Raw genomic sequence first — 23,297 nt, 5'->3', positions numbered from 1 at the left:
TCCCTCCGTCCCCTATGGATTGCCTGATCCGATGGGGACGGAGGGAAACGGATCATTTTGAGCTTCACCGTCCGGTCGTGCCGTTCAGCGGCCGACAGGCGCCGTTGGGCGATAAATTATTCTCGCAACGTGATAATAATCTTGCATCGCGCGGAAACCTTGAGTACTATCCCAAATCAAGCGCGGTGTTCAGACCGAATTGTGCCTCCCGGTGCGAACGCCGCGCTCACGCTCTCTATCTGATCGTAAGGAGAAAAAAATGAGCAAGACCGTCGTGTCTTCCGATAACGCACCCGCAGCCATCGGCCCGTATTCCCCCGGCATCAAGACCGGCAACATGGTGTTCCTGTCCGGCCAGCTGGGTATCGATCCCGCAACCGGCAAGATGCCCGAGGGCGTCGAGGCCCAGGCTAAGCAGTCCCTTGCTAACGTTGAGGCCCTGCTGACCGCTGCCGGCGCCACCTTTGCCGATGTCGTCAAGACCACGGTCTACCTGGCCGACATTGCCGACTTCGCTGCCGTGAACGAGATCTACGCCTCCAAGTTCGAGGCCCCCTTCCCCGCGCGCAGCGCCTTCCAGGTTGCCGCTCTTCCGGCCGGCGGTCTGGTCGAGATCGAAGTCGTCGCCGCTCTCTAAGTCGTTGGCGAAAACAAAACATGACATGCAAAAAGACCCTGCAGTGCGAGCTGCAGGGTCTTTTGTCAAGCGACGGATCACTTGTGGAGCCACCAAGGGCAGCCTTTTTGCTCGTTAGCCTTCCTTGCGAACTTTTTGCAGGTAGCGGTAGACGCTGGGCTCCGAGATGCCCAGCGCGGTGGCAGCGCAGGCTACGGCGCCCTTGAGCATGAACACCCCGTTGCCGTTGAGATGGCGAATGACGTCCACGCGGTCGCTCTGACCAAGCGACGCTACATCCAGCCCGCGCGCGCTCAGCAACTCGGCAATGCTGCGGTCGATGAGCTCCTGTGTGGACTCCGAAAGGCTTTCGACCTCGATAGACGCGGGCTCCGTGCGCGTCGGCGCCGCGTCGAAGCACGCCATGAGCTGCTGCGCCATGGTGTTGATGGAGCGCACGGTCGAGAGGTCGGTGTTGACACAGAGCATACCGACGATCTCGTCATTCTCGCGGATAAAGAACGTCGCGGACTCCAACGTCTTGCCACCGGCGCCGCGCCCTTCATAGCCCGTAATAAACGGCAGGTCGCGATACTTGGCGTCGTGCATGATCTTGAGTGCCAGATCGGTGGCGGGGCCGCCGACCTTGCGGCCGCTCACGATGCCGTTGCGAATATCGACAATGGCGTGGTCGGGATCCGAGAAATCGTGCAGCACGATTTCGCTGTTCTTGCCGAGTATCTGCTCCAGGAAATCGACCATCGGCAAAAAGCGACGTACGGTCTCGTTCACGGGCAACTCCTTGGGGTGAAATCGGAAATGTTCATAACAATTTTTTCTCATGGTAACACGCCATTTCTCATCTCGCATATTCGCAGGTACATTGCGTAATACAGACGAACGGTAGGAATTTGGCGGTAAACGGTCGACCAAAAGAAAAGTTAGATGTTATTTTGACCAGACACTTTCCTGACCTGCGGAAATGCATTGTCTCAGCTTAAGAATAGTCTGATAACAAAAAATTATTATTGAGAATGAGAATCATCTTTAATACGATATCCAACGAAGGCACAACCTCAACCCCGCACTGCGTCACAATAGAGCGTTAGATGCGAAAACAACTATTTCGAGGATTGGTGGTCAAATGACCCAGGAGACGGTTACGAACGGCACTGAAGCCCTGTTCACTCGTGAAGGCATGCCTCCCGTTAAGGAAATGATCCCGTGTGCCCTTCAGCACGTACTGGCATCGTTTGCCGGCATCATTACCCCGGCGGTCATCATGGCCGGCGTCTACGGCTTTAATAGCCAGCAGAGCACCGACATCATCCAGGTCGCGCTCATTCTTTCGGCAATCGATACGGCCCTCCAGGCCTTCGCTCCCTTCCGTCGCATCGGCGGCGGTCTGCCCATCGTCATGGGCGTTTCGTTCGCGTTCCTGCCGGCCCTGCAGGCCATGGGTGCCTCGGGCTTTAGCTTTGGTGCGCTGCTGGGCGGCGAGATCGTCGGCGGCGCCGTCGCGGTCCTCTTTGGTCTGGCTTACAGCAAGATCAAGTGGCTGTTCCCGCCCGTCGTGACCGGTACGGTCATCTTCTCCATTGGCGTCTCTCTTTATCCCACGGCCGTTAAGTACATGGCCGGTGGCATGGGCACGCCGCTGTGGGGCACCCCGCAGGCGTGGTGCGTCGCTCTCATCACCTTCGCCGTGGTCTTTGCGCTCGCCAACTTTGGCAAGGGCACGCTCAAGCTGGGATCCGTGTTCTTTGGCATGATCGTCGGCATGATCGTTTCGATTCCCTTTGGCATGATCGACTTCTCCAGCGTCGCCACCGCTCAGGTCTTCGCCCTTCCCAAGCTCATGCCCTATGCGCTCGAGTTTGATCCCGAGGTCTGCATTACCCTCGCCGTCGTGTTCCCCATGGTTGCCATCCAGGTTATCGGTGACGTCTCCGCCGCCTGCCTGGGCTCCATCGACCGTATGCCCACCGAGCGCGAGCTCTCCGGCGCTATCGTGTCCCAGGGCCTCACCTCTATGGTCGGCGGCCTGCTGGGCGGTCTTCCCACCAGCGCCCTTGGCCAGAACGTGGGCATCATCTGCTCCAACAAGGTCGTCAACAAGTGGGTCTTTGTGATCATCGCTGCCGTCTTTGCCATCGCCGGTCTGTTCCCGCAGCTCTCTGCCGTCCTTTCCGCTATCCCGCAGCCCGTCATCGGCGGCGCGACCGTCGGCGTCTTTGGCACCATCACCATGAACGGCGTGCGCATGTTCACCCGCGAGGGCCTCACGCAGCGCACCACCACCATCGTCGGTACCTCCGTCGTCTTTGGCCTGGGTATCTGGATGGCCAGCGGTTGCCTTGCCGGCGAGGGCATGCCCGCCTGGGTGTCCACCGTCATCGGCTCCAATGCCGTAACCCCCACCGCCATCATGGCCATTGTCCTTAACCTGATTCTTCCGCAGACGCCGGTTGTGGCTCAGCACATCGATGCTGCCAAGGACGCTGCCGTGGATCTGGTCTTGCCCGAGAGCAAGAAGTAACCAATTCGGTGCTATTCGTCGGCGGGCGCATCGCCTCGTCCGCCGACGTCATACGGCGCCAAGCCGCACTTCAAAGGGTTTGTCCCTTTGGTGAAGCGTTGACGGGAGAGGGCCCGTTTCCGGTGTAGGCCGGCGCTTCGCACTCCGCCATGTCAGAGGTGTCAAACCCCGCCTCTGATGTCGAAGGGAGCATCCATGCTTCTGGTCGCTAACGGTTCCGTCTTTACCCGCAACGCTCAGGCCCCGTTCATCCCCAACGGTGCGGTCGCCATTGACGGAGATACGATCGTCGAAGTGGGCCCCGAGTGCGAGCTCAAGGCCAAGTACCCGGATGCCGAGTACGTCGACGCCCGGGGCAACCTCATCATGCCCGGACTCATCAACTGCCACACCCACATCTACTCGGGTCTGGCCCGCGGCCTTGCCATTAAGGGCTGCAATCCCACCAACTTCCTGGAGAATCTTGAGCAGCAGTGGTGGAAGATCGACGACAACCTGACGCTCGACGGCACCAAGGCCAGCGCCTATGCCACGATTCTGGACTCCATCCGCGATGGCGTCACCACGATTTTCGATCACCACGCGAGCTTCTGCGAGATCCCGGGCAGCCTCTTTACCATTAAGGACGCCGCTCAGGAGCTGGGCATGCGTTCGTGCCTGTGCTACGAGGTCTCCGATCGCCGCGGCCAGAAAAAATGCGACCAGACCATTGCCGAGAACGCCGAATTTGCCCAGTGGGCCGCCAAGGAGCGTCGCGATAACGACAATCATATGATCGCCGCCATGTTTGGCGGTCACGCCACCTTTACGCTTTCGGACGAGACCATGGACAAGATGGCCGAGGCCAACAACGGCCTGACCGGCTTCCACATCCATGTGTGCGAGGGCATGAATGACGTGTGGGACTCCCGCCTCAACCGCGGTGGCATCAGCCCTGTCGAGCGCCTGCTGCAGCACAACCTGCTGGGTCCCGACACCATGCTTGGCCACTGCATCCACGTGACGCCCGCCGAGATGGATATCGTCAAGGAGTCCGGCACCTGGCTGGTCAACAACCCCGAATCCAATATGGGCAACGCCGTGGGCTGCGCCCCCGTGCTCGAGTTCTTCCGCCGCGGTATCCCCGTGTGCATGGGCACCGACGCCTACACCCACGATATGCTCGAGAGCCTCAAGGTTTTCCTGATCATTCAGCGCCACAACGCCGCCATGCCCAACGTGGGCTGGTGCGAGGCCATGACCATGCTGTTCGAGAACAACGCCAAGATGGCCAGCAAGTACTTCGATCGCAAGCTCGGTGTGCTCGAGGCCGGCGCCGCTGCCGACGTCATCGTTATGGACTACAAGCCCTTTACGCCGCTGAGCGAGGAGAACATCGACGGCCACATGCTCTTTGGCATGATGGGCAAAAACTGCCGCACCACCATCATCAACGGCCGCGTCCTGTACAAGGATCGCGAGTTCGTTGGCATTGATGAGGAAAAGATCAATGCGTGGACCATGGCTGAGTCCAAGAAGCTCTGGAGCACGCTCAACGATCGCACTTACTAATTACAAGTAGATTCACGCGTGTCGGATGTTTCGCCGCATCCGACACGCGCATAGGCGGCCTCCGCGGGGTCGCCGGCGCTGTGCTAGCGCTACACCGTATTTGCGCCCGCCGCGCGGTCTCGCCGGGCGTTACAGAGAGGAGCTCACTATGAGCGACATCATGAGGCCGATCCCGTTTTCGCAGCTGATGAACTGGATCATCGAGGAGCACAAGACCCAGGACGCCATCTTTGGCGTGCGCAAGATGGTCACGACCAACCAGGAGGGTGCGCTTCCCATTTTTGACGAGCGCATCGAGACTCCGTTTGGCCCGGCCGCCGGCCCCAACACGCAGCTTGCCCAGAACATCGTGGCATCCTACGTGGCCGGTTCCCGCTTCTTTGAACTCAAGACCGTTCAGGTTATGGACGGCGAGGAGCTCTCCAAGTGTGTGAACAAGCCCTGCATCGTGGCGCAGGACGAGTGCTACAACTGCGAGTGGTCGACCGAGCTCGAGGTTCCGCAGGCTTTTGCCGAGTACGTGAAGGCATGGTTCGCATGTCACCTCATCGCTCGCGAGTATGGTCTGGGCAGCCCGGACGGCTTTGTCTTCAACATGTCCGTGGGCTATGACCTGGAGGGTATTAAGAGCCCCAAGGTCGATGCCTACATCGAGGGCATGAAGGATGCCAGCGGCTCCGACGTCTGGAACGAGTGCCGCGCATGGGCGCTTGCCAACCTGGACAAGTTTGAGCATGTCGATGCCGCGTTTGTCGAGTCCATCCCGGCGCGCGTTTCCAACTCCATTACCGAGTCAACGCTGCATGGCTGCCCGCCGGCGGAGATCGAGCGCATCGCGACCTATCTGATCACCGAGAAGGGCCTCAACACCTACATCAAGTGCAACCCCACGCTGCTGGGCTATGAGTTTGCCCGCCAGCGCCTCAACGAGCTGGGCTTTGACTACATCGTCTTCGATGACACACACTTCCGCGAGGACCTGCAGTGGGCCGACGCCGTGCCCATGTTCGAGCGCCTGATTGCCCTGTGCGCCGAGCACGGCCTGGAGTTTGGTGTCAAGCTGACCAACACGTTCCCCGTCGACGTGACGAGGGACGAGCTACCTTCCACCGAGATGTACATGTCGGGCCGTTCACTGTTCTCGCTGACCATCGAGGCTGCCCGCCGCATTACCGAGCAGTTCGATGGCAAGCTGCGCATCAGCTACTCCGGTGGTGCCACGGTCTACAACATCCGCGCTCTGTACGATGCCGGCATTTGGCCCGTCACCCTGGCGACCGACGTGCTCAAACCCGGCGGTTACGAGCGCTTTAGCCAGATGGCTGGCGAGTTTACCGACCTGGATGGCAAGCCGTTCGCGGGCGTCTCGCTCGAGGCCGTGACCGCGATCCAGACCGATTCGCTTACCAACCCGCTCTACAAGAAGCCGCTGCGTCCGCTGCCCGACCGCAAGGTCGCCGGCAAGAGCCCGCTTTCCGACTGCTTTACCACGCCGTGCCGCACGAGCTGCCCCATCCAGCAGGATATTCCCGCCTACCTGGCGGCTGTTGACGAGGGTCGCTACGAGGACGCGCTCAACATCATTATCGAGCGCAACGCCCTGCCGTTCATTACCGGCACCATCTGCCCGCATCCCTGCGGCCGTGCCTGCGAGCGCGCATTCTACGAGCCCGAGGGCGCCCAGATTCGCGCCAGCAAGCTCAAGGCTGCCCGCGAGGCCATGACCGCCGTGCTGCCCAAGCTGCGCGCCCAGGCCATCGCCAACGACGGCGAGCGCAACGTTGCCGTTATCGGCGGCGGCCCGGCCGGTCTGGCGACGGCGTTCTTCCTGACGCGCGCCGGCGTGCCCGTCACCATCTTTGAGGCCCGCGATTCGCTCGGCGGCGTGGTCCGTCACGTGATCCCCGAGTTCCGTATTGCGAGCGACGATATCTCCCACGATGCCGAGCTCTGCCTGGCCTTTGGCGCCAAGGTGCAGCTCAACGCCCGCGTGGATTCCATTGAAGAGCTCAAGGCCCAGGGCTTTACCGACGTGGTCGTGGCCACCGGTGCCTGGATGCCCGGCTCTGCGGGCTTGGGCGAGGATGCCGAGCTCGACGTGCTGGAGTTCCTCGAGACCGCCAAGAAGGGCGAGAAGCTCGAACTGGGCGAGGACGTCGTGGTTATTGGCGCCGGCAACACCGCCATGGACGCGGCCCGCGTGGCCAAGCGCCTTGCTGGCGTGAAGAACGTGCGCCTGGTGTATCGCCGCACCAAGAAGCAGATGCCCGCCGACGAGGAAGAGCTCGATCTTGCTCTTGCCGACGGCGTTGAGTTCTGCGAGCTGCTGGCGCCCAAGGCACTCAACGGCGCCGTGCTGACCTGCGACGTTATGGAGCTTGGCGAGCCGGATGCAAGCGGCCGCCGCAGCCCCGTCGCCACGGGCGAGACCGTCGAGCTTCCCGCCACCACGGTGATCTGCGCCGTGGGCGAGGGCATCGATGCCAGCCTGTACGATGCTGCGGGCGTCGAGCACGACCGTCGCGGCCGCCTTGCCGCCACCTCCACCGGCGTCGAGGGCGTTTGGGCTGCAGGCGATTGCCGTCGCGGTCCGGCCACCGTGGTCGAGGCTATTGCCGACGCCGCCGAAGTCGCCCGCGCCATCGCCGGCGTGGACTTTAACAAGTACGCCGACTGCAACGAGCAGGCCGGCCGCGAGGACACCTGCTACGAGCGCAAGGGGTCGCTGTGCCGCGACAAGCGCAACTGCACCAAGACCCGCTGCCTGGGCTGCGGCTCGGTGTGCGAGGTCTGCTGCGACGTGTGCCCCAACCGCGCCAACGTTGCCATCAAGGTGCCGGGCCTGACCAAGCATCAGGTCGTCCATGTCGATGGTATGTGCAACGAGTGCGGCAACTGCGCCGTGTTCTGCCCCTACCAGGAGGGTCGTCCCTACAAGGACAAGCTCACCCTGTTCTGGAGCGAGGAGGACATGGAGAACTCCGAGAACGAGGGCTTCCTGGCCGTGGACGAGGATCACTTTAAGGTCCGCGTCGCCGGCACGGTCCGCACCGTCTCGGTCGATGCCGTCAACACCGGCCTTCCCGAGGCCGTCCGCCTGACCATCAAGGCCGTGCGCGACAACTATTCGTACCTTCTTAAGAAATAGGCGAGTCTCTTATGGCCAAATCCATTCAACATAACGTGGCCTACGTTGCCTGCGGAAGCGGCTGTACTTCCGCAGGCGGCGACGCCCGCTGCAGCGAAGGCTGCATTGGCTGTGGCGCCTGCGTCACGGCCTGCCCTCACGGCGCCATTGCTCTGGTCGATGGCATCGCCCGCGTGGATCGTTCTAAGTGCACGGGTTGTGGCCTGTGCGGCATGGCGTGCCCGCAGCGCGTGATTGCCTTCGTCCCCGGCTACCAGAACATTCTGGTGCGCTGCAACAACACCGATAAGGGCGCCATCGCTCGCAAGATCTGCGACACGAGCTGCATCGGTTGCGGCATGTGCGCCAAAAAGTGCCCTGCCGGCGCAATCCGCATCGAGGACAACTGCGCCCATATCGACGGCACGGACTGCCTGTCGTGCGGCATGTGCGCTGTCGTCTGCCCGCATGGCGCCATTCACGACCGCACCGGCATCGCCGCCGGCGTGTAGAAGGGAATCACCATGGCACAGGAATTCACTTTTACCGTTAACGGCGTCGAGCACACGACGACCCAAAACAAACCGTTGCTGCGCTATCTGCGCGATGACCTACACATCCATTCCGCCAAGGATGGCTGCTCCGAGGGCGCCTGCGGCACCTGCACCATCCATGTGGACGGTGCGGCCGTCAAAGCCTGCGTACTGACCACCGCGCTTGCCGCCGGCCGCAATATCGTGACCGTCGAGGGCCTGCCCGAGGACGTGCGCGAGGCCTTTGTGTACGCCTTTGGCGCCGTGGGCGCCGTGCAGTGCGGTTTTTGCATCCCCGGCATGGTCATGGCGGGTGCAGCGCTCATCGCCGAGGATCCCGAGCCTACCGAGGAGCAGATCAAGTACGCCATACGCGGCAACGTCTGCCGTTGCACTGGCTACAAAAAGATCATCGAGGGCATTTCGCTGGCGGCCGCGGTGCTCCGCGGCGAAAAGCAGATCGACGAGGACTTGGAGCGCGGCGACGACTACGGCGTGGGCAAGCGCGCCTTCCGTATCGACGTGCGCAAGAAGGTGCTCGGCGAGGGCAAGTACCCCGACGACATCGACGAGCTCGATCAGCCGGGCCTGACCTACGCCAGCGCCGTGCGCTCCAAGTATCCGCGCGCCCGCGTGCTCTCCATCGATACCTCCAAGGCCGAGGCCCTGCCCGGTGTGGTGGGCATTCTGCGCGCCGAGGACGTGCCAGTCAACCAGGTCGGCCACCTTATCCAGGACTGGGACGTCATGATCGCCCAAGGTGATATCACCCGCTGCGTGGGCGATGCCATTGTGCTGGTGGTCGCTGAGGACGAGGCGACGCTCGAGAAGGCCAAGAAGCTCGTAAAGATCGATTACGAGCCGCTGGAGCCCGTGCGCAACATCGCCGAGGCCAAGGCTGCCGACGCCCCGCGCCTGCACGACAGCTTCTTTGCCTTTGGCAACACGGTGGAGCTCAAGGACAACGTGTGCCAGAGCCGCCATGTGACACGCGGCGACACCGCCAAGGCGCTGGCCGAAAGCGCGTTTACCGTGACGCAGCGCTTTACCACGCCCTTTACCGAGCATGCCTTCTTGGAGCCCGAGTGCGCCGTTGCCTTCCCGTACAAGAACGGCGTCAAGGTGCAGTCGACCGACCAGGGCGCCTACGATACGCGCAAAGAGTGTGCTCACATGTTTGGCTGGGACAACGAGCCCGAGCGCGTGGTCGTCGAGACCATGCTCGTGGGTGGCGGCTTTGGCGGCAAGGAGGACGTGTCCATCCAGCACCTGGCCGCGCTCGCCGCATATAAGTTCCAGCGTCCTGTGAAGTGCAAGCTTACACGTGCCGAGTCGCTCGCGTTCCATCCCAAGCGTCATGCCATGGACGGCACCTTTACGCTGGGTTGCGACGCCGAGGGCAACTTTACCGGCCTGGACTGCGAGATTAACTTTGACACCGGCGCCTACGCGTCGCTGTGCGGCCCGGTGCTCGAGCGCGCCTGCACGCATGCCGTTGGTCCCTACAAGTACCAGAACACCGACATTCGTGGCTTTGGCTACTACACCAACAACCCGCCCGCCGGTGCGTACCGAGGATTTGGCGTTTGCCAGTCCGAGTTTGCGCTCGAGAGCCTGATCGACCTGCTTGCCGAGAAGGTCGGCTTGGATCCGTGGGAGATCCGCTACCGTAACGCCATCGAGCCGGGCGAGGTTTTGCCCAACGGCCAGATTGCCGACTGCTCCACGGCGCTGAAGGAGACGCTGCTCGAGGTCAAGGATGCCTACTACGCGCATCCCGGACATGCCGGTATCGCCTGCGCCATGAAGAATGCCGGTGTGGGCGTGGGCCTGCCCGACGCCGGCCGCTGCAAGATTCGCGTCGAGAACGGCGTGGCCGTGGTCTATGCCGCCACGTCCGACATCGGTCAGGGCTGCAACACGGTCTTTTTACAGGACGTTGCCGAGGCCTGCGGTCTGCCGCTGAGCTGCATTGCCAATGGCGAGTGCTCCACCGAGAACGCTCCCGACTCCGGCACCACGTCTGGCTCGCGTCAGACGGTCGTGACCGGCGAGGCCGTGCGCGGCGCCGCCTTCCTGCTGCGCGATGCCATGGTTGGCATCGAGGCCGGCAAGCCTGCGCCTACCGCCCCGGTGAGCGCGCATGGCGACGGCGTCAAGATCGAGTACGACGACGGCCGCGCCTATCAGCTGCGCACGCAGGAACTCGTCGCCGGCCAGGGTATGCATCCTCAGGATCCCGCGACTGCCATCAAGGCGCTCGAGGGATGCGAGTTTGGCTACGTGTACCTGGAGCCGACCGACAAGCTGGGCGCCGATGTTCCCAATCCCAAGAGCCATATCTGCTACGGTTTTGCCACGCATGTGGTCATTCTGGACGATGACGGCCGCGTGAGCGAGGTTTATGCCGCGCACGATTCCGGCAAGGTGGTCAATCCCATCTCCATCCAGGGTCAGATCGAAGGCGGCGTGCTCATGGGTATGGGTTATGCACTGACCGAGGACTGGCCGCTCAAGGACTGCGTGCCCCAGGCAAGGTACGGTACGCTCGGGCTGTTCCGTGCGCCCGAGATTCCGGATATCCACGCCATCTACGTTGAGAAGGACGAGCTGCTGCCTGTGGCATACGGCGGCAAGGGCATCGGCGAGATCGCAACGATCCCCACGGCGCCCGCCGTACAGAACGCCTACCGCGCATTTGACGGCAAGCTGCGCCCGGATCTGCCCATGGTGGATACGCCGTACAGCCGCGCCCGTCACCGCGGGTAGGGTAGAGCGCGGACGGTCATTGCTGACGAGCTGTTCGCGCTCAACATCAACTGCATATGCTGCACCTTTGGCCCCAGCTCCATCGCGAGCCGGGGCCTTTTGTTTGGAGCGGAGGCAGCATCCCGGATTCAAGCCTCGGAACGGGATGAACTTTCCCAATGGGGCCGCATGCGGAAACTGCGTCCCGGATTCGATGTTCAGAATGGGATGCATTTTCCCCTTGAGTCCCTAGCGGAAAGCGTGTCCCGGAATTCGGCTCCAGAGTGGGATGCGCTTTCCGGAACAGCTCTCAACCGGAAACTGCGATCCGGAATTCGATGCCAGAACGGGATATGCTTTCCGAATCGCCTTCAGGCGGAAATTGCATCCCATTCTGAGTCTTCATTCTGGGACACGCTTTCCGCAAGGAGCTTCGTCAGGAAAGCGCATCCCGTTCCGAGCCCCTATTCCGGGACGCACTTTCCGGTTGTCATTCACTTGGAAACTGCATCCCAGTTTGAGCGTCTATTCCGGGATGCAGTTTCCGCTGAGCGCTTCAACCGGAAAGTCTGTCCCGTTCTGAGGCTTGATTCCGGGACACGCTTTCCGCTGGCCCGCCATCCGGAAAGTGCATCCCGTTTTGAGCGTCCAGACTGGGACGCGCTTTCCGTTGGCGTGGCCGTTGGGAAAGCGCGGCCCAGATAGGGGGGGATGCGATCCGGCGATGCGTGGCCTAGCAGCTCCTACAGGTCCACCTCGTTGAGCCACGTCGGCAGCGCGGTCTGCCGGATGCCTGCCGTCTGCAGCTTTTTGGCGAGCATTCCTGCCGAGCGGACCTCGTTCATGGTAAAGCGCAGCAGAGGGTGACCGTAGAGCGATAGGTGCGCCTCGCGCTGTCGTTCGGCAACGAGCGCTTCGGCGGTGGTGCGTCCGGCCAGCATGGTTTGGTTGGTATATTTGATGAGCCCGTCGAGCTCGCCCAGCGTGAGTTCCCGCGCCTGGCGCTCCCAGGCAAAGTCCGTTCGTATGGGCTTGGCCGAATTGAAGGGGTCCGTCAGCTCGTATTGAAGCCAATCGGGCGCAAAGCCCGTCTCGATCATGACGGCGCGGGCGACCGATTCCCCGCCGCTCTCGGCGCGGGCGTCGGCATATCGAAGCGTTGTGAGGGCGGTACGAATTGCACGACCATTGCGGGCAGTCGCTCGTTGCTCAACGGCCTCCATCAGCTGTTCCCGTGCAAGGCCGAGCTTTAAAATCGCCGAATCGGCAATGGGCATGCCGTCGGCAAAACCAGTTTGCAGCAGGCAATCTGTGACCGTTTGGATTGGCGGCGTTACCGATATGCCGGCTCTGCGTATTGCTCCGGCCGGCTCAATCTGGTGCCGCTGAATATGTGCGCCCGGACGAGCCGACGGCTTTGTCGAGCTGCAGACATGCACGACGTTCAGGTGTCGCCACGAGACCTCGAGCCCCAGCAGACAGGCGGCCGAAAACGAGCAGAACGTCCAATCGGGGTGGATGATCGCAAGGGCGCGGATAATCTCGCAATGGCGTTGCGCTCGGTTGAGCTCTTTCCAGCGTGGCTTGCGCGCGAACATGCCCGGCATGGGGGAGACGATCGCGCTGCCGATGCGCCGAAGGAGCGCTTTTCGGGTCGCCGTGCTCGGGGGAATCAGGCAGCGCCCCTCTTGTTCGGCTTGAGTGAGCAGTTGATCGATGAGTTGGTCATTGCAATGGGTCATGAGCTACCGCCTCCTTTTGGGTAGCAAAAACGTATCAGCTGGAACTTGCCGCTCAGCTGACCAAAAGCTGACCAAAATCTAACCATGCAGGTAGATGGCCTGTTTTTGACGTCATTTTTTGAAGCCGAATCGGTGGGCGGTAATCGGCACCCGTGAATGGTAGCTAGCTATGAAGCCTTGGTAAGTTTAGGGACGTGTACTTTTCCGAAAAAGAGCAATCTATCTGCTGTTTTGTGTTTCTGGATCGCATGCTTGAAGGCATGTGATATGGGCCGCGGATCGTCGTCTGTATCGGCGGAAACTGCGTCCCGGATTCGACGCTCAGAACGGGATTCGTTTTCCGGATCAGCCCTCAACCGGAAACTGCGTCCCGGAATTTGGTTCCAGAGTGGGACGCAGTTTCCGATTGGGACCTCTGACGGAAGCTGTGTCCCAGATTATGGCTCCAAACTGGGATGAACTTTCCCAACGGGGCCGCAGGCGGAAATTGCGTCCCGGATTCGACGTTCAGAATGGGATGCATTTTCCGGTAGAAGCTTCAGCGGAAAATGCATCCCAGAATTCAGACTCAGAACGGGACGCGCTTTCTGGATGGCATGTTTGGCGGAAGCTACGGCCCAGTTTTTTGCACCAGAACGGGATGCATTTTCCGGAACGGTCCACGTGCGGTGGTGTACCGCCCCTTTTGCGTGCGCCGCTTGTCGAATTACGTTATAGCTAGCTATATTATAGTAAGGTATAATATAGCTAGCTATAACGTAAAGGAAGGATGACCCTGTGTTTATTGGAAGAACAGCGGAAATGTCCGAGCTCAATCGACTGCATGGCACGGGCTCCTTTGAGATGCCTGTGATTTACGGCCGACGTCGTGTGGGTAAAACGCGCCTTATCACAGAGTTCATCCAAGGCAAGAAGGCTATTTACTTTCAAGCTCGTCGTACCAATGCAGAGGCAAACCTGCACGGCTTTAGCCAGGCAATACTTGCAAGCTCGGTTGGTGCTGCGGGCGTGTCGTTTCGTAGTTTTGACGAGGCGTTCGATGCATTGGCCACCATGGCTCGCACGGAACGTTTGATTGTCGTGATTGACGAGTATCCCTATCTCGCCCAATCGAATCCCGAGATCAGCTCGTTGTTGCAAGACAAGATTGATCACTTGTACAAAGAGACCAAGCTCATGCTGATTCTATGCGGCTCGTCTCTTTCGTTTATGGAAGAGCAGGTGTTGGGCTACGAGAGCCCACTATACGGTAGGCGTACGGCCCAGTTTAAGATCATGCCGCTCGATTTTACGACGACCCTCGGCCTGTGGCATAGCATGGGTCGCGAAGACGCTGCGGTTTGCTATGGCATGACGGGCGGCATTCCTGCATATATCGAGAAAGTCGATCCTGCCGCACCGCTCAAGGACAACATCAAACGTCTTTTTCTTACTCCTACGGGCTATCTCTTTGAGGAGCCGAGCAACCTGCTATTGCAAGAGTGCCGCAATCCCGAGCAATATGATGCGATCGTGCAGGCAATTGCCCAGGGGCACTCGAGAATCTCGGAGATTGCGAGCTCCACGGGAATCCCTACGAGCAACGTAAAGAGCTATGTGGATAAACTGGCGTCGCTTGGGATTGTCGAGCGCGAGATGCCCCTAAACGAGACGAGCAATAAGCGAGCCGTGTATCTGCTGAGCGACCAGATGTTTAGGTTCTGGTACAAGTTTGTGCCGCAGAACATCGGGCTGATTCAAAACGATATGGCCGAGGTGGCGTATAAGCGCATTGAGCCGCACGTATCGGATTACATGGGTACGGTCTTTGAGCTTATATGCAGGCAGTATTTGTACGAACTCGCGCGGGCGGGCCAACTCGATGTGGTTCCGGCGAACGTCGGGCGCTGGTGGGGGACGGATAATCGCACGCATACGCAGGAAGAAATCGACTTGATTGTTGACGATGGCGAGGGCGCTGCGTTGTTTGCGGAGTGCAAATGGCGCAATGAACTGGTGGGCGAAGACGTGCTGCAAAAGCTCGTATACCGAAGCGAGCTCTTTAGGCGGCAGCACAAAAGCTACGTGATCTTCTCGAAGCGTGGCTTTACGCAAGGATGTCAGGAAGCTGCGGCGAGCAGGGGAGATACCAAGCTGATTTCGTTTGCCGAGATGTGCGAGCGGAGATAACCAAGCGTGCTCTGATGTGATGCTCGAAATGGGTCGCGCTTTCCGGATCGCCCTTCAAGCGGAAGCCCATATGTTCAAGAAATGGGAGGCAGCTCATCGCGAGCTGGGGCCTTTTGTTTGGAGCGAAGACAGCATCCCGGAATTCAGGCAATCCGGTGGTCAGGGGTTGAGCGAGCGTTGCGCTAAGGATGCCAAGCGTAAAACCTTCAATGAATATGGCGTAAAAACTACATCGGTCATGGCGTAAAAACTGCATTGAAAGTAGCGTAAAAACAGCATTGAGAATGGCGTAATTTCGCATATCGCATGATCGCCCGAGCTTGCACACGGCCTTTTGCGAGCTCTTGCCATGAACGAGAGCCAGGCGGTCACGTACAAGACGCTCATGAAGGATGCCTCGTACGGCGAGGCGGGCCCCGACGAGAGGACCATCGCTGCGTACCTGGACCTCTTCAACAGGCTCAAGCTGACCGAGGACCTGTGCGGATGGGAGCCGCCCATGCGCTCGAAGGCCCGCGTTCGCGTGCGCCCCAAGCGCTACTTTTGCGACCCGTCACTTGCGGCGGCGTTGCTGGGGGCTACCCCTGAGCGGCTGCTTGGCGATATGCAAACGCTGGGGATGCTCTTTGAGAACCTCGTTCTGCGCGACGTGCGCGTGTTCCTTTCCACCTACGGCGGTGTCGACAACAGTGTCCATTATTTCCGAGATGAGAAGGGCCTTGAGGTCGACCTGATCGTTGAGCACGACGGGCGCTGGGGAGCCATCGAGTTCAAGCTGAGTGATGTGAAAGCAGACGATGGAGCGAGAAATCTCAAGGCGCTGGAGAGGAAAGTACTCTCCAATCCTGCCGCCCAGAATGCCGCGCCGGCGTTTTTGGCGGTCGTGGTTGGAAAGGGGAGCATTGCCTACACACGCGACGACGGCGTGGCGGTGATCCCCATGGCGGCACTTGGGGCGTAGCGATTTTGCGGGCGTGCCGTGCTTCCTTTACCGAAAATCCATTTGGTAAACCTGGCAGCCGTGGGTAGAATAAGGTCGACGGCAGCCCAAGGGTGATAGCTGGGCAGCGCCGTTACTTCGATTAAGGGGTCAATGCCTTAGTGGCGTCGACCCCTCTTTTTCTGCTTCGTACGCTGCTTGAGTGCCTCGGTAAGCCCGATAAGCGCCGTGAGGAGCGAGACCAAAGCGGTCAGGAGCTTCACGAAATCAGTCAGATCGGTCATGGGCATCACCTCCCGTCGCATGGAGGGCGCTGCCCGGCACATGGAACTGCCGTCAACAATAACCAGTCTATCAAACTGCAGCCATAAATACGAATATATGTTCGCTAATAACAGCGACGTGGCCATCTCAAAGCGCGGCTTTACGCAAGGGTGCCGGGTGGCCGCGCTGGGCGATTTCATGTCCGCACGAGCGCCTATCCTTACGGCAATGTAGCCGCCTATGTAGCAAGCGGCAGGCAACGGAGAAAGGCCATAACCGTGTCAGCTGAAAAGACGCCGTGTATCTCGGCTATCGATACGACGAACTTTGCGCGCCAGATCGTGCTGGACTTTGAGTTTGCGCCGGTGCCAAAGCAGCGCCAGCGCCGTGGGTTGCGCAATGAGATTATCGAGGTCGGCGCCGTCAAGCTCGATTACCACGGCAACGTTATGGGCGAGTTCTCGCAGTTTGTGCAGACGGAATTTACCGAAGGCGTTGCGTTTCCCGTCCGCGAGCTCACAGGGATATCGGCCGTGGACACCGCGATGGCCGATCCGCTCTACGTGGTGATCAAAAAGCTCAGCGATTGGATCGGTCGCTACTCCGCCCAGGTGGTTTGCTGGAGCGGGGCGGACCGTCGACAGCTTTTGACCGAGTGCCAGGCAAAGCACATCGATCTTTCCGCATTTCCTACGGACTGGGCCGACCTGCAGGTGTTTTACACCTCGATCATGGACGTGGGCAGCCACGGGTGCGTCTCGTTGAGTGACGCGGCAACGTGGTTTGGCATCGAGTTCGACGAGTCGACGGGCCGCGCCCACAGCGCCCTGGCCGATGCGCGCGTAACCGCCAAGTTGCTCAAGCAGGTGATGGACGGGGACTACCGCGTGAGCCCGCACGCCCAGGAAGTCCGCCAGCGGTGGGGGATGGGCGAGCGAGCCCAGACACGCCTTTCCAACAAGTGCCCCGAGTTGGGAGACCTGCTGCTGAAGCTGAAGGCGGAGGGGAGGTAGGGGCTCATTTGGCGACAAGCGGATGGAATGGTTGCGCGAAGGATTCTAGGATCAGCAGCAGATGACTGCATTTGGGATCCCACTCAAGGGCGCGCTGACACTCGCTGGGACCAAGCAGGTCATGAGCGTGGACATCGAGATGGCTTCCATTATCGAAGAGCGGCTTGCTAACATGATTCGCAGGACGGATAGGCAGAGACCCGTGACGCTGTGTGCGCTATCGTGCACAATGAGGTGTACAGGCTGCCAGTGGCGAACTATCCCGACGAGGTTCTGAGCAACTGCATCACCGAGATTTTCGAATACTTCTACGAAGAGGGATTTGGCGGCGTAGAGCAATCTGATTTTACGCGTTTGCAGGAGGAAATCGGTATGGCAGACGAACTTGTTTTTAGTGGTGGCGAGATAGTCTACACCATGTCTCAGCTGCCCAAAGTTACATCTGCGCCGCTGAACGGTAGCGCCGTGCTGGTTGGTTTTAAGGACGCTCCCGATGGGGAGGAGGTCCTCTTTGATTTTGACCCTCGGGCTGAAAAGGCTACGAAGCTCGACTATGAACTTGCAGCCGTTAGCGGGCTCCTCACGGGCGCGTTGAATATCCTTTGGCAGAAAGACTTCAACCTAGAGGGTGCCAAAGAGTGGGGCGACGAGAAGGTTGGCAAATTCGTTCTTACGATTGCCAAGTCTGCGGGTATGGCGAAGGCGGATGCAACTCTAGAAGACGCTATTCGCTTTCTAGAGAAAGAGTTTCCTCTTGCCGCGGACAAGCTGACTGCCGAGTTTGGCGGCGGGCTCCAACATCATCTGCGGGACTTCTCGCACCACCCGAGCTTGATTGGCCTTGCGTGTTCGATCCTCTCGCAATTCACGTGCAAAGGCTATGGCACTGATACGGCCGGCCGGTTTGTCGCCTTTGACCTGCCTGCCGCCGCCTTCGATCCCGACTGCCCTCTTATAGGCAGGAACGTTCCAGAGAAGATCGCGTTTGGCACTCTGTTCTGGGCGATGCATCTCGTGAGCGACATGGCGGGGTCTAGTTCAAACCCCGGTAAGGGGACGGGTATTCCCGGCGTCGTGCTGTCCCTGCTAAAGGAGCTCTCCTCCCTGCCTGTTTTTCAAGACATGCAGATTGCCTATAAGGGCGAGGATATTCGCATTCAGCAATGGATCTCAAAGCTGTTTAACGGAACGGCGTTCAAAACCGAGGACGGTAAGCCCATTCGCTTCGACCTTCGGACGGAAGTCGGTCTTCTCGATCAGGCTTTAAGTCAGGTGCCAGCAGTCGTGGCCAACGAGGTTATCGTTCGTTGTCTCTACATGCTTTCAAGGCTCAAGGCCGAGCTGGAGCGTTGTGAAGTGAGCAAGGTCTCCGGCTTGAACAAACTCAAGGCTTCGCATTTTATGCCCTATAACAGTAGGGCCCTCACTCGCATGGTCACGGTTTCGAGCACTTCGTTTGTTCTGGCGAATCTGGCGACGGCGGCGGTCAGGGCGGGTATCGAATGCGAGGGGAATAAAGTCGGTTTCGCCCAGAAGTTCTTCTTGCGTATAAACTACGTCGGAGTTGGACGCCTTGCGTTTGCACTCCATGCCGACTGGGACTATATGGCGGAGGAAATGTCCGAGGCTTGGGCTGAGCGCGCCAGGCGCCGCCAGGATATCTTCGATGGATTTCACTTTTATAGCCTAGATAGAGAAACGACGAGGATTGCCTTGTCGCTGAAGCTTGCAGCCATCAACTACGACTGCGGGAACGAGAAGAACGAAGTGCGCAAAGGGCAAAAGAGGAGTTGGGCCCGCGCGTGGCAGGATTCGGTTGCGGATGGCTTAGGCATTGATGCAGACGGCTACTTTTTGAGCGAGGAAGATGCGTACGGAGCCCTTGAGACAGTTTCGCGGCGGCGAGGCGGTAAAGTGCGTGCCTTGCTTGTTGCACAGGAGTTGGTTGAGTTTTGCCCTTATTCCCAGATGAGAGATGAAGAGAAGAAGGAATACAAAGGTTTGAAGGAGAGTGGATCTTGGGTTAAACACGAATTTCCCAGGAGACAAGACGCGGTTGATTTGGACGCCATACGTTCTCTCGAGAAACGTTGCGGGACACGCTTCCGCGAGCTTTCAGGTACATTGCCAAAGGTCTTGGTGGGTGGCGCCATCGCCGTGGCGGCGGCCCTGGGCACAGGAGGAGTGGCCGCGGCATTGGCTCCGGATATTGCTGTCGGTATCTTTGGAGGCTCGTTTGTCGGCCTTCACGGGGCCGCGCTTGTCAATGCGAGCCTTGCTGCAGCTGGCGGTGGGGCCTTGGCCGCCGGCGGCATGGGCATGGCCGGTGGCACTGCTTTGATTACGGGCGGCGGCGCCGCGCTTGGTCTATTGGGTTCCGGCGGCGTTGCCTTGGCGGCATCGATGGGGGAGGACTACGCGCAGTTCGTGCTCGTCGAATGTTCGAGGCTCCTTGCTTTTCTTGATGTGGCAACCGACCGCTGCCCGCATGAAGGGGCCATTTTGGTGCGGAAAGCGGCCGAGGCCGTGCAGCGCAGCATCGCTGGTGTTGAGGAAGATGTCGAGAAGGAGAATGGAAAAAGGGACCGCAGGGATGACAGGTTGCTTAAGCAACTGAAGAAGGGTTTCAAGTATTTGTCCTCAACACTTGAACAGATCGAGAAGATGCAGAAGCGCGTTGGCGCCGCTGCTGAGCGCGAGTCGCTCAGCAGCTTGTTAGCATCGGGCGGCGAATAGGTCTGGGCGATCTGGCTACAATTCCCTGTCAGTATCGCCATCGATCAAGATGACGCCGTGCTTGCCCGTCTTTTTGTGAGGCGCGATGAGCGCAACGGCGACTTACTCGATGTCTTATTTGCCCTTCGATCAGTTCTTGTCAAGCTCCTTTAGGCGGGAGAGGCGGCGATCCAGGAGTTCGCTCTTGGCATATGAGGCAAGAAGCCCGTAAGACTGTGGCAATGTCAAAAGACATACACAAGTGTCGGTCTCTTGACATCGGATGATTTTGGGGAGTGGCGCGCAACGATTGCGCGTCACCATGACGGCGTCAGCGTTTGCCTACGTTGTAAAATCTAGTGATATGAGCATCCCGGTTGCTTCAGCGCTTCGATGCTCTCGTCTTTAGCGCCCTCCGCTCAGTGGAGGACTGACTGCAAACGGCGTAAACAAGACAAGGGGGATTGCGCAAATGAAAGCAACCGAGGCAAATCTGCTCGACCTTATGGGCGTGGCGAAGATGCAGTTCGTCATTCCCGTGTACCAGCGAGTTTATTCGTGGAGCGTAAAAGAGTGCGAGGTTCTATGGGATGACGTCATGCGAGCGGGTCGTGATGGCGTATCGCACTTCGTGGGGTCGATGCTTTATATCCCCGAGTCCGAGAGCTCTGCCACGAGTATTTCGCGCGTGCTTCTGATTGACGGGCAGCAGCGCATGACGACGTTTTCGTTGATGATCGCTGCCTTGGCTGACTATCTGGAGGGTAATCCCGACAAGGCTGGCTTCCTTGGCGATCTTAAGATTTCGGCGCTGCGGAAGAACTACCTCTTTAACGATGACGACTACAACGGTCTAGCGCGCTACAAATTGGTGCTCTCGCAGGACGATAAAGAGACGCTGTTCTCCATCGTGTCTAGGTCACCCGTGCCGGATGAAAAATCGGATCGCATTGTCGAGAACCACGCGTTCTTCCGTGAAAAGATGCACGGGAAATCATTCGACCCTGCAAGGCTTTGGGCGGGGCTAAACCGCGTGCAGGTCATCGACACTAAGCTCACTGCTGGCGTCGATAATGCCCAGCTCATATTTGAGTCCATGAACTCCAAGGGTAAGCCGCTCACGCCTATCGACCTCATTCGTAACTACGTTCTTATGTCGCTTCCCAACGACGAGCAGGCCAAGCTCTACGAGGGTTACTGGCATCCGCTCGAGCGCTTGTTCGGAAAAGGCGGCGAAGAAGAGTTCAATGCATTTATCTGGTACTGGCTGTGGCTTAAAGTTCCCAATAGGATGCCGAAGGAGAACGAGGCCTACTACGAGTTTAAGCGCTATTTCGCCGACGACTACGATGGTGACACCGAGGGCCTGCTTAAGGAGCTGCGCGGGTATGCACATAGATACGCCAGTCTGTTCCTTGGTAAGGAGAAGGACGACGGACTGCGCCGAGTGTTCGGCAGAATCGTAAGCCTCGACGTGAAGCAGATAAGGCCCCTCTTAATGTTGCTTTATTCGGTTTACGAGGGGAATGGACTAAACCGCAATGCTTTTTTACGTATCTGCGAGACTATCGAGTCGTTTCTGTTCAGGCGAGCGGTTTGCGGCAGACTTACCACGGGCCTAAATAATTTCTTTGCCGGCATGTATCGCAATCTCGAGCAGCAGGACGATATCGAGGAGTACGTTACGGCGATGCTCCTTATCCACAGCAGCGGTATGACCGCATACTTTCCGACAGACGAGCATTTTGTCGAGGAGTTTAAGACGCGTGACTGCTACAACCGCTTCTCTAAAAAGCGCTATTACCTGGAACGCATGGAGAACTGGCACCACCCGAAGGAGTCCATCTCAGCCGACGATTACCAGATCGAGCACATCATGCCCCAGACGATCGATGACGAGCACGGCTGGAAGGAATCGCTTGGTGAGAACTGGGAAGACGTCCACGACAGGCTGTGCAACAACTTGGGAAATCTTACGCTGACGGGCTACAACCAGGAGTACTCAAACCGGTCGTTCTCGGACAAGCTCAATCTGCCTGACGTCGGATTTAAGTGCAGCCCGCTCTACCTAAACAAATCGATTGTCTCGCATGAAAAATGGGGTGAGGAAGAGATTGGGCAGCGCGCGGACGAGCTGGCGAAAGAAGCGTGCGAGATATGGAAGTATCCCGACCTCCCGGCAGACGTCGTCGACAAGTACCGTCCTTCTCGTGGGGAGTCTGACGAGGCTCCTGTCTGGACTCTGCAGGAGAACCACCCCACCTTTGCCGAAGGTGGACTCAACCAGAAGCTTTTCGATGAGGTGCGTGAGTCCGTTCTGAGTGGCAACCCTTCGTGGGAGTCCTATATAGCCAAGTACTATGTAGGCTTCAGGTCGGGCAAACGAAAGTTGCATGCCGTGCTGGAAGGCAGGACTAGCAACGGTGGCTGGATTGCCGTTGGCTTGGCAAAGAGTGTGGACGAGCTTATTGACCCGGAGGCCATGTGCCAGGACAAGCGCACACAGGGCGGATTTGGGCCGGGTATGCCGACCTATGTTGCACTCCGTAGCGCTGACGATATCCCCGCGGTGCTCGATCTCGTAAGGCAGTGCTAGACAAGGGCCGGGAATCTAATTCTCGGCCCTTGCAATCTCGGAATTGCCGATGGCTTATCTGCCCACCTACACCTCCGCAATCCCGCGCGCTACACTCAGCAGCTCATACTCCCTCTGGCTCCACTGACGCAGCTCGGCCGCGCGTACGGCGTCGCGGCACAGGTCCAGGAACACCTCGCCATCCTTGCAGAAGCACTCGCGGGCAAAGTCACCCGAGCCGCTTGCGATGCACGTGCCGTCTGCAAACAGCTTCCAACTCGACGGCTCGCGCGAGTCATTTCCGAGCAGCTTGATCTGCAGTACGTGTGGGTTGCCGGCGGTGTAGAGCTCTTCCTCGAGCACCTGCACCGTAAAGCGCATCTGATAGGAGAGACTGTTCTTGACCATGGCCGAGGCATAGCCGCTCGGCTTGTCCAGAAGATGCATTCGTTTTGGCTTGGCTGCCAGGTTGTGGAAATTGCGCTCGCTGCGCACGGAGAAATTGTCCATATGGACTCCTTTCATCGATGTTGGCAGGGCCACCGTGCCTTTTGGCCGGTTGGCGTCGGGATCGTGGAGCCAACTCTCTACCCCGACTCTGGATAAAACGCGCCCGCTCCTTGCGGGCAAGATGGAGTCTATCAACGCACGCGGACAGAAATCAAGCGCCGCCTGCGAAATGATGTGCAGACGGCGCTTGATTACGCGGCAATTATTCGGCCAACATCCGGAAAAGTGTCGAAATCAGCCGTATGAAAGTACGGA

Annotated in this window: 16 protein-coding genes and 1 riboswitch; of the genes, 12 read left to right on the top strand and 4 right to left on the bottom strand. The window is 59.2% G+C overall.

Annotated elements, in window-relative coordinates; translation table 11 throughout:
• Nucleotides 1-259 precede the first annotated feature (259 nt).
• On the top strand, nucleotides 260-637 hold the full coding sequence (locus DW180_RS00765; protein WP_118236968.1) for a RidA family protein: 378 nt from the start codon (nucleotides 260-262) through the stop codon (nucleotides 635-637).
• 114 nt (nucleotides 638-751) lie between these two features.
• Here the strand turns inward: DW180_RS00765 and DW180_RS00760 are convergent, their stop codons facing one another.
• Nucleotides 752-1,408, bottom strand: coding sequence for a transcriptional regulator (locus DW180_RS00760; RefSeq protein ID WP_233545128.1), 657 nt, complete (start codon nucleotides 1,406-1,408; stop codon nucleotides 752-754).
• 352 nt (nucleotides 1,409-1,760) lie between these two features.
• Between DW180_RS00760 and DW180_RS00755 the strand changes: the two genes are divergently transcribed.
• From DW180_RS00755 to xdh, 5 genes are all read left to right on the top strand, one after another.
• Complete coding sequence (locus DW180_RS00755) at nucleotides 1,761-3,155, top strand: uracil-xanthine permease family protein (RefSeq protein ID WP_055285183.1); 1,395 nt, start codon at nucleotides 1,761-1,763, stop codon at nucleotides 3,153-3,155.
• 195 nt (nucleotides 3,156-3,350) lie between these two features.
• A complete protein-coding gene (ssnA, locus tag DW180_RS00750; RefSeq protein ID WP_118236966.1) occupies nucleotides 3,351-4,706 on the top strand; it encodes a putative aminohydrolase SsnA in 1,356 nt (451 codons plus the stop codon).
• A 148-nt stretch (nucleotides 4,707-4,854) separates the two neighbouring features.
• Complete coding sequence (gene ygfK, locus DW180_RS00745; RefSeq protein ID WP_118236964.1) at nucleotides 4,855-7,854, top strand: putative selenate reductase subunit YgfK; 3,000 nt, start codon at nucleotides 4,855-4,857, stop codon at nucleotides 7,852-7,854.
• Between the two features lie 11 nt (nucleotides 7,855-7,865).
• Complete coding sequence (locus DW180_RS00740) at nucleotides 7,866-8,345, top strand: 4Fe-4S binding protein (protein ID WP_118236962.1); 480 nt, start codon at nucleotides 7,866-7,868, stop codon at nucleotides 8,343-8,345.
• A gap of 12 nt (nucleotides 8,346-8,357) precedes the next feature.
• A complete protein-coding gene (xdh, locus tag DW180_RS00735; RefSeq protein ID WP_118236960.1) occupies nucleotides 8,358-11,135 on the top strand; it encodes a selenium-dependent xanthine dehydrogenase in 2,778 nt (925 codons plus the stop codon).
• Nucleotides 11,136-11,857: 722 nt separating this feature from the next.
• Here xdh and DW180_RS00730 read toward each other — a convergent pair.
• The gene (locus DW180_RS00730; RefSeq protein WP_118236958.1) at nucleotides 11,858-12,856 is read right to left on the bottom strand and encodes a hypothetical protein; all 999 of its coding nucleotides are present in this window, start codon (nucleotides 12,854-12,856) and stop codon (nucleotides 11,858-11,860) included.
• 777 nt (nucleotides 12,857-13,633) lie between these two features.
• On the opposite strand from DW180_RS00730, the gene DW180_RS00725 reads away from it, so the two are divergent.
• The 3 genes from DW180_RS00725 to DW180_RS00715 all read left to right on the top strand — a co-directional run bounded on the left by DW180_RS00725 (nucleotide 13,634) and on the right by DW180_RS00715 (nucleotide 15,986).
• Nucleotides 13,634-15,025: an ATP-binding protein gene (locus DW180_RS00725; RefSeq protein WP_118236956.1), complete on the top strand. Its 1,392-nt coding sequence runs from the start codon at nucleotides 13,634-13,636 to the stop codon at nucleotides 15,023-15,025.
• 70 nt (nucleotides 15,026-15,095) lie between these two features.
• Nucleotides 15,096-15,272 carry a hypothetical protein gene (locus DW180_RS00720; RefSeq protein WP_233545127.1) on the top strand — a complete coding sequence of 59 codons (177 nt, stop codon included), beginning with the start codon at nucleotides 15,096-15,098 and terminating at the stop codon, nucleotides 15,270-15,272.
• Between the two features lie 102 nt (nucleotides 15,273-15,374).
• Nucleotides 15,375-15,986: a DUF4143 domain-containing protein gene (locus tag DW180_RS00715; protein WP_233545126.1), complete on the top strand. Its 612-nt coding sequence runs from the start codon at nucleotides 15,375-15,377 to the stop codon at nucleotides 15,984-15,986.
• Nucleotides 15,987-16,123: 137 nt separating this feature from the next.
• Here the strand turns inward: DW180_RS00715 and DW180_RS10555 are convergent, their stop codons facing one another.
• Nucleotides 16,124-16,249 (bottom strand): hypothetical protein, encoded by a 126-nt coding sequence (locus DW180_RS10555; protein WP_255413426.1) that lies wholly within the window; start codon nucleotides 16,247-16,249, stop codon nucleotides 16,124-16,126.
• 258 nt (nucleotides 16,250-16,507) lie between these two features.
• Between DW180_RS10555 and DW180_RS00705 the strand changes: the two genes are divergently transcribed.
• The 3 genes from DW180_RS00705 to DW180_RS00690 all read left to right on the top strand — a co-directional run bounded on the left by DW180_RS00705 (nucleotide 16,508) and on the right by DW180_RS00690 (nucleotide 22,553).
• Nucleotides 16,508-17,242, top strand: a complete 735-nt coding sequence (locus DW180_RS00705) for a 3'-5' exonuclease (RefSeq protein ID WP_158570909.1) — start codon at nucleotides 16,508-16,510, stop codon at nucleotides 17,240-17,242.
• A gap of 249 nt (nucleotides 17,243-17,491) precedes the next feature.
• Nucleotides 17,492-19,978: a hypothetical protein gene (locus tag DW180_RS00695; RefSeq protein ID WP_118236946.1), complete on the top strand. Its 2,487-nt coding sequence runs from the start codon at nucleotides 17,492-17,494 to the stop codon at nucleotides 19,976-19,978.
• Nucleotides 19,979-20,429: 451 nt separating this feature from the next.
• Nucleotides 20,430-22,553, top strand: coding sequence for a DUF262 domain-containing protein (locus DW180_RS00690; RefSeq protein WP_118236944.1), 2,124 nt, complete (start codon nucleotides 20,430-20,432; stop codon nucleotides 22,551-22,553).
• Between the two features lie 66 nt (nucleotides 22,554-22,619).
• Here the strand turns inward: DW180_RS00690 and DW180_RS00685 are convergent, their stop codons facing one another.
• Nucleotides 22,620-23,042, bottom strand: a complete 423-nt coding sequence (locus tag DW180_RS00685; protein ID WP_118236942.1) for a hypothetical protein — start codon at nucleotides 23,040-23,042, stop codon at nucleotides 22,620-22,622.
• Between the two features lie 8 nt (nucleotides 23,043-23,050).
• Nucleotides 23,051-23,141, bottom strand: a riboswitch (SAM riboswitch).
• Nucleotides 23,142-23,297 lie beyond the last annotated feature (156 nt).

Origin of the sequence: Collinsella sp. AM16-21 (assembly GCF_003471905.1) — a bacterium.
GTDB lineage: Bacteria > Actinomycetota > Coriobacteriia > Coriobacteriales > Coriobacteriaceae > Collinsella.
This window is presented reverse-complemented; position numbering and strand designations above follow the sequence as displayed.

Bases quoted from the DNA above. Each gene is read 5' to 3' on its own strand.
- DW180_RS00765 (WP_118236968.1), top strand. From the start codon at position 260: ATGAGCAAGACCGTCGTGTCTTCCGATAACGCACCCGCAGCCATCGGC.
- DW180_RS00755 (WP_055285183.1), top strand. From the start codon at position 1,761: ATGACCCAGGAGACGGTTACGAACGGCACTGAAGCCCTGTTCACTCGT.
- ssnA (WP_118236966.1), top strand. From the start codon at position 3,351: ATGCTTCTGGTCGCTAACGGTTCCGTCTTTACCCGCAACGCTCAGGCC.
- ygfK (WP_118236964.1), top strand. From the start codon at position 4,855: ATGAGCGACATCATGAGGCCGATCCCGTTTTCGCAGCTGATGAACTGG.
- DW180_RS00740 (WP_118236962.1), top strand. From the start codon at position 7,866: ATGGCCAAATCCATTCAACATAACGTGGCCTACGTTGCCTGCGGAAGC.
- xdh (WP_118236960.1), top strand. From the start codon at position 8,358: ATGGCACAGGAATTCACTTTTACCGTTAACGGCGTCGAGCACACGACG.
- DW180_RS00730 (WP_118236958.1), bottom strand. From the start codon at position 12,856: ATGACCCATTGCAATGACCAACTCATCGATCAACTGCTCACTCAAGCC.
- DW180_RS00720 (WP_233545127.1), top strand. From the start codon at position 15,096: ATGTTCAAGAAATGGGAGGCAGCTCATCGCGAGCTGGGGCCTTTTGTT.
- DW180_RS00715 (WP_233545126.1), top strand. From the start codon at position 15,375: ATGAACGAGAGCCAGGCGGTCACGTACAAGACGCTCATGAAGGATGCC.
- DW180_RS10555 (WP_255413426.1), bottom strand. From the start codon at position 16,249: ATGACCGATCTGACTGATTTCGTGAAGCTCCTGACCGCTTTGGTCTCG.
- DW180_RS00690 (WP_118236944.1), top strand. From the start codon at position 20,430: ATGAAAGCAACCGAGGCAAATCTGCTCGACCTTATGGGCGTGGCGAAG.
- DW180_RS00685 (WP_118236942.1), bottom strand. From the start codon at position 23,042: ATGGACAATTTCTCCGTGCGCAGCGAGCGCAATTTCCACAACCTGGCA.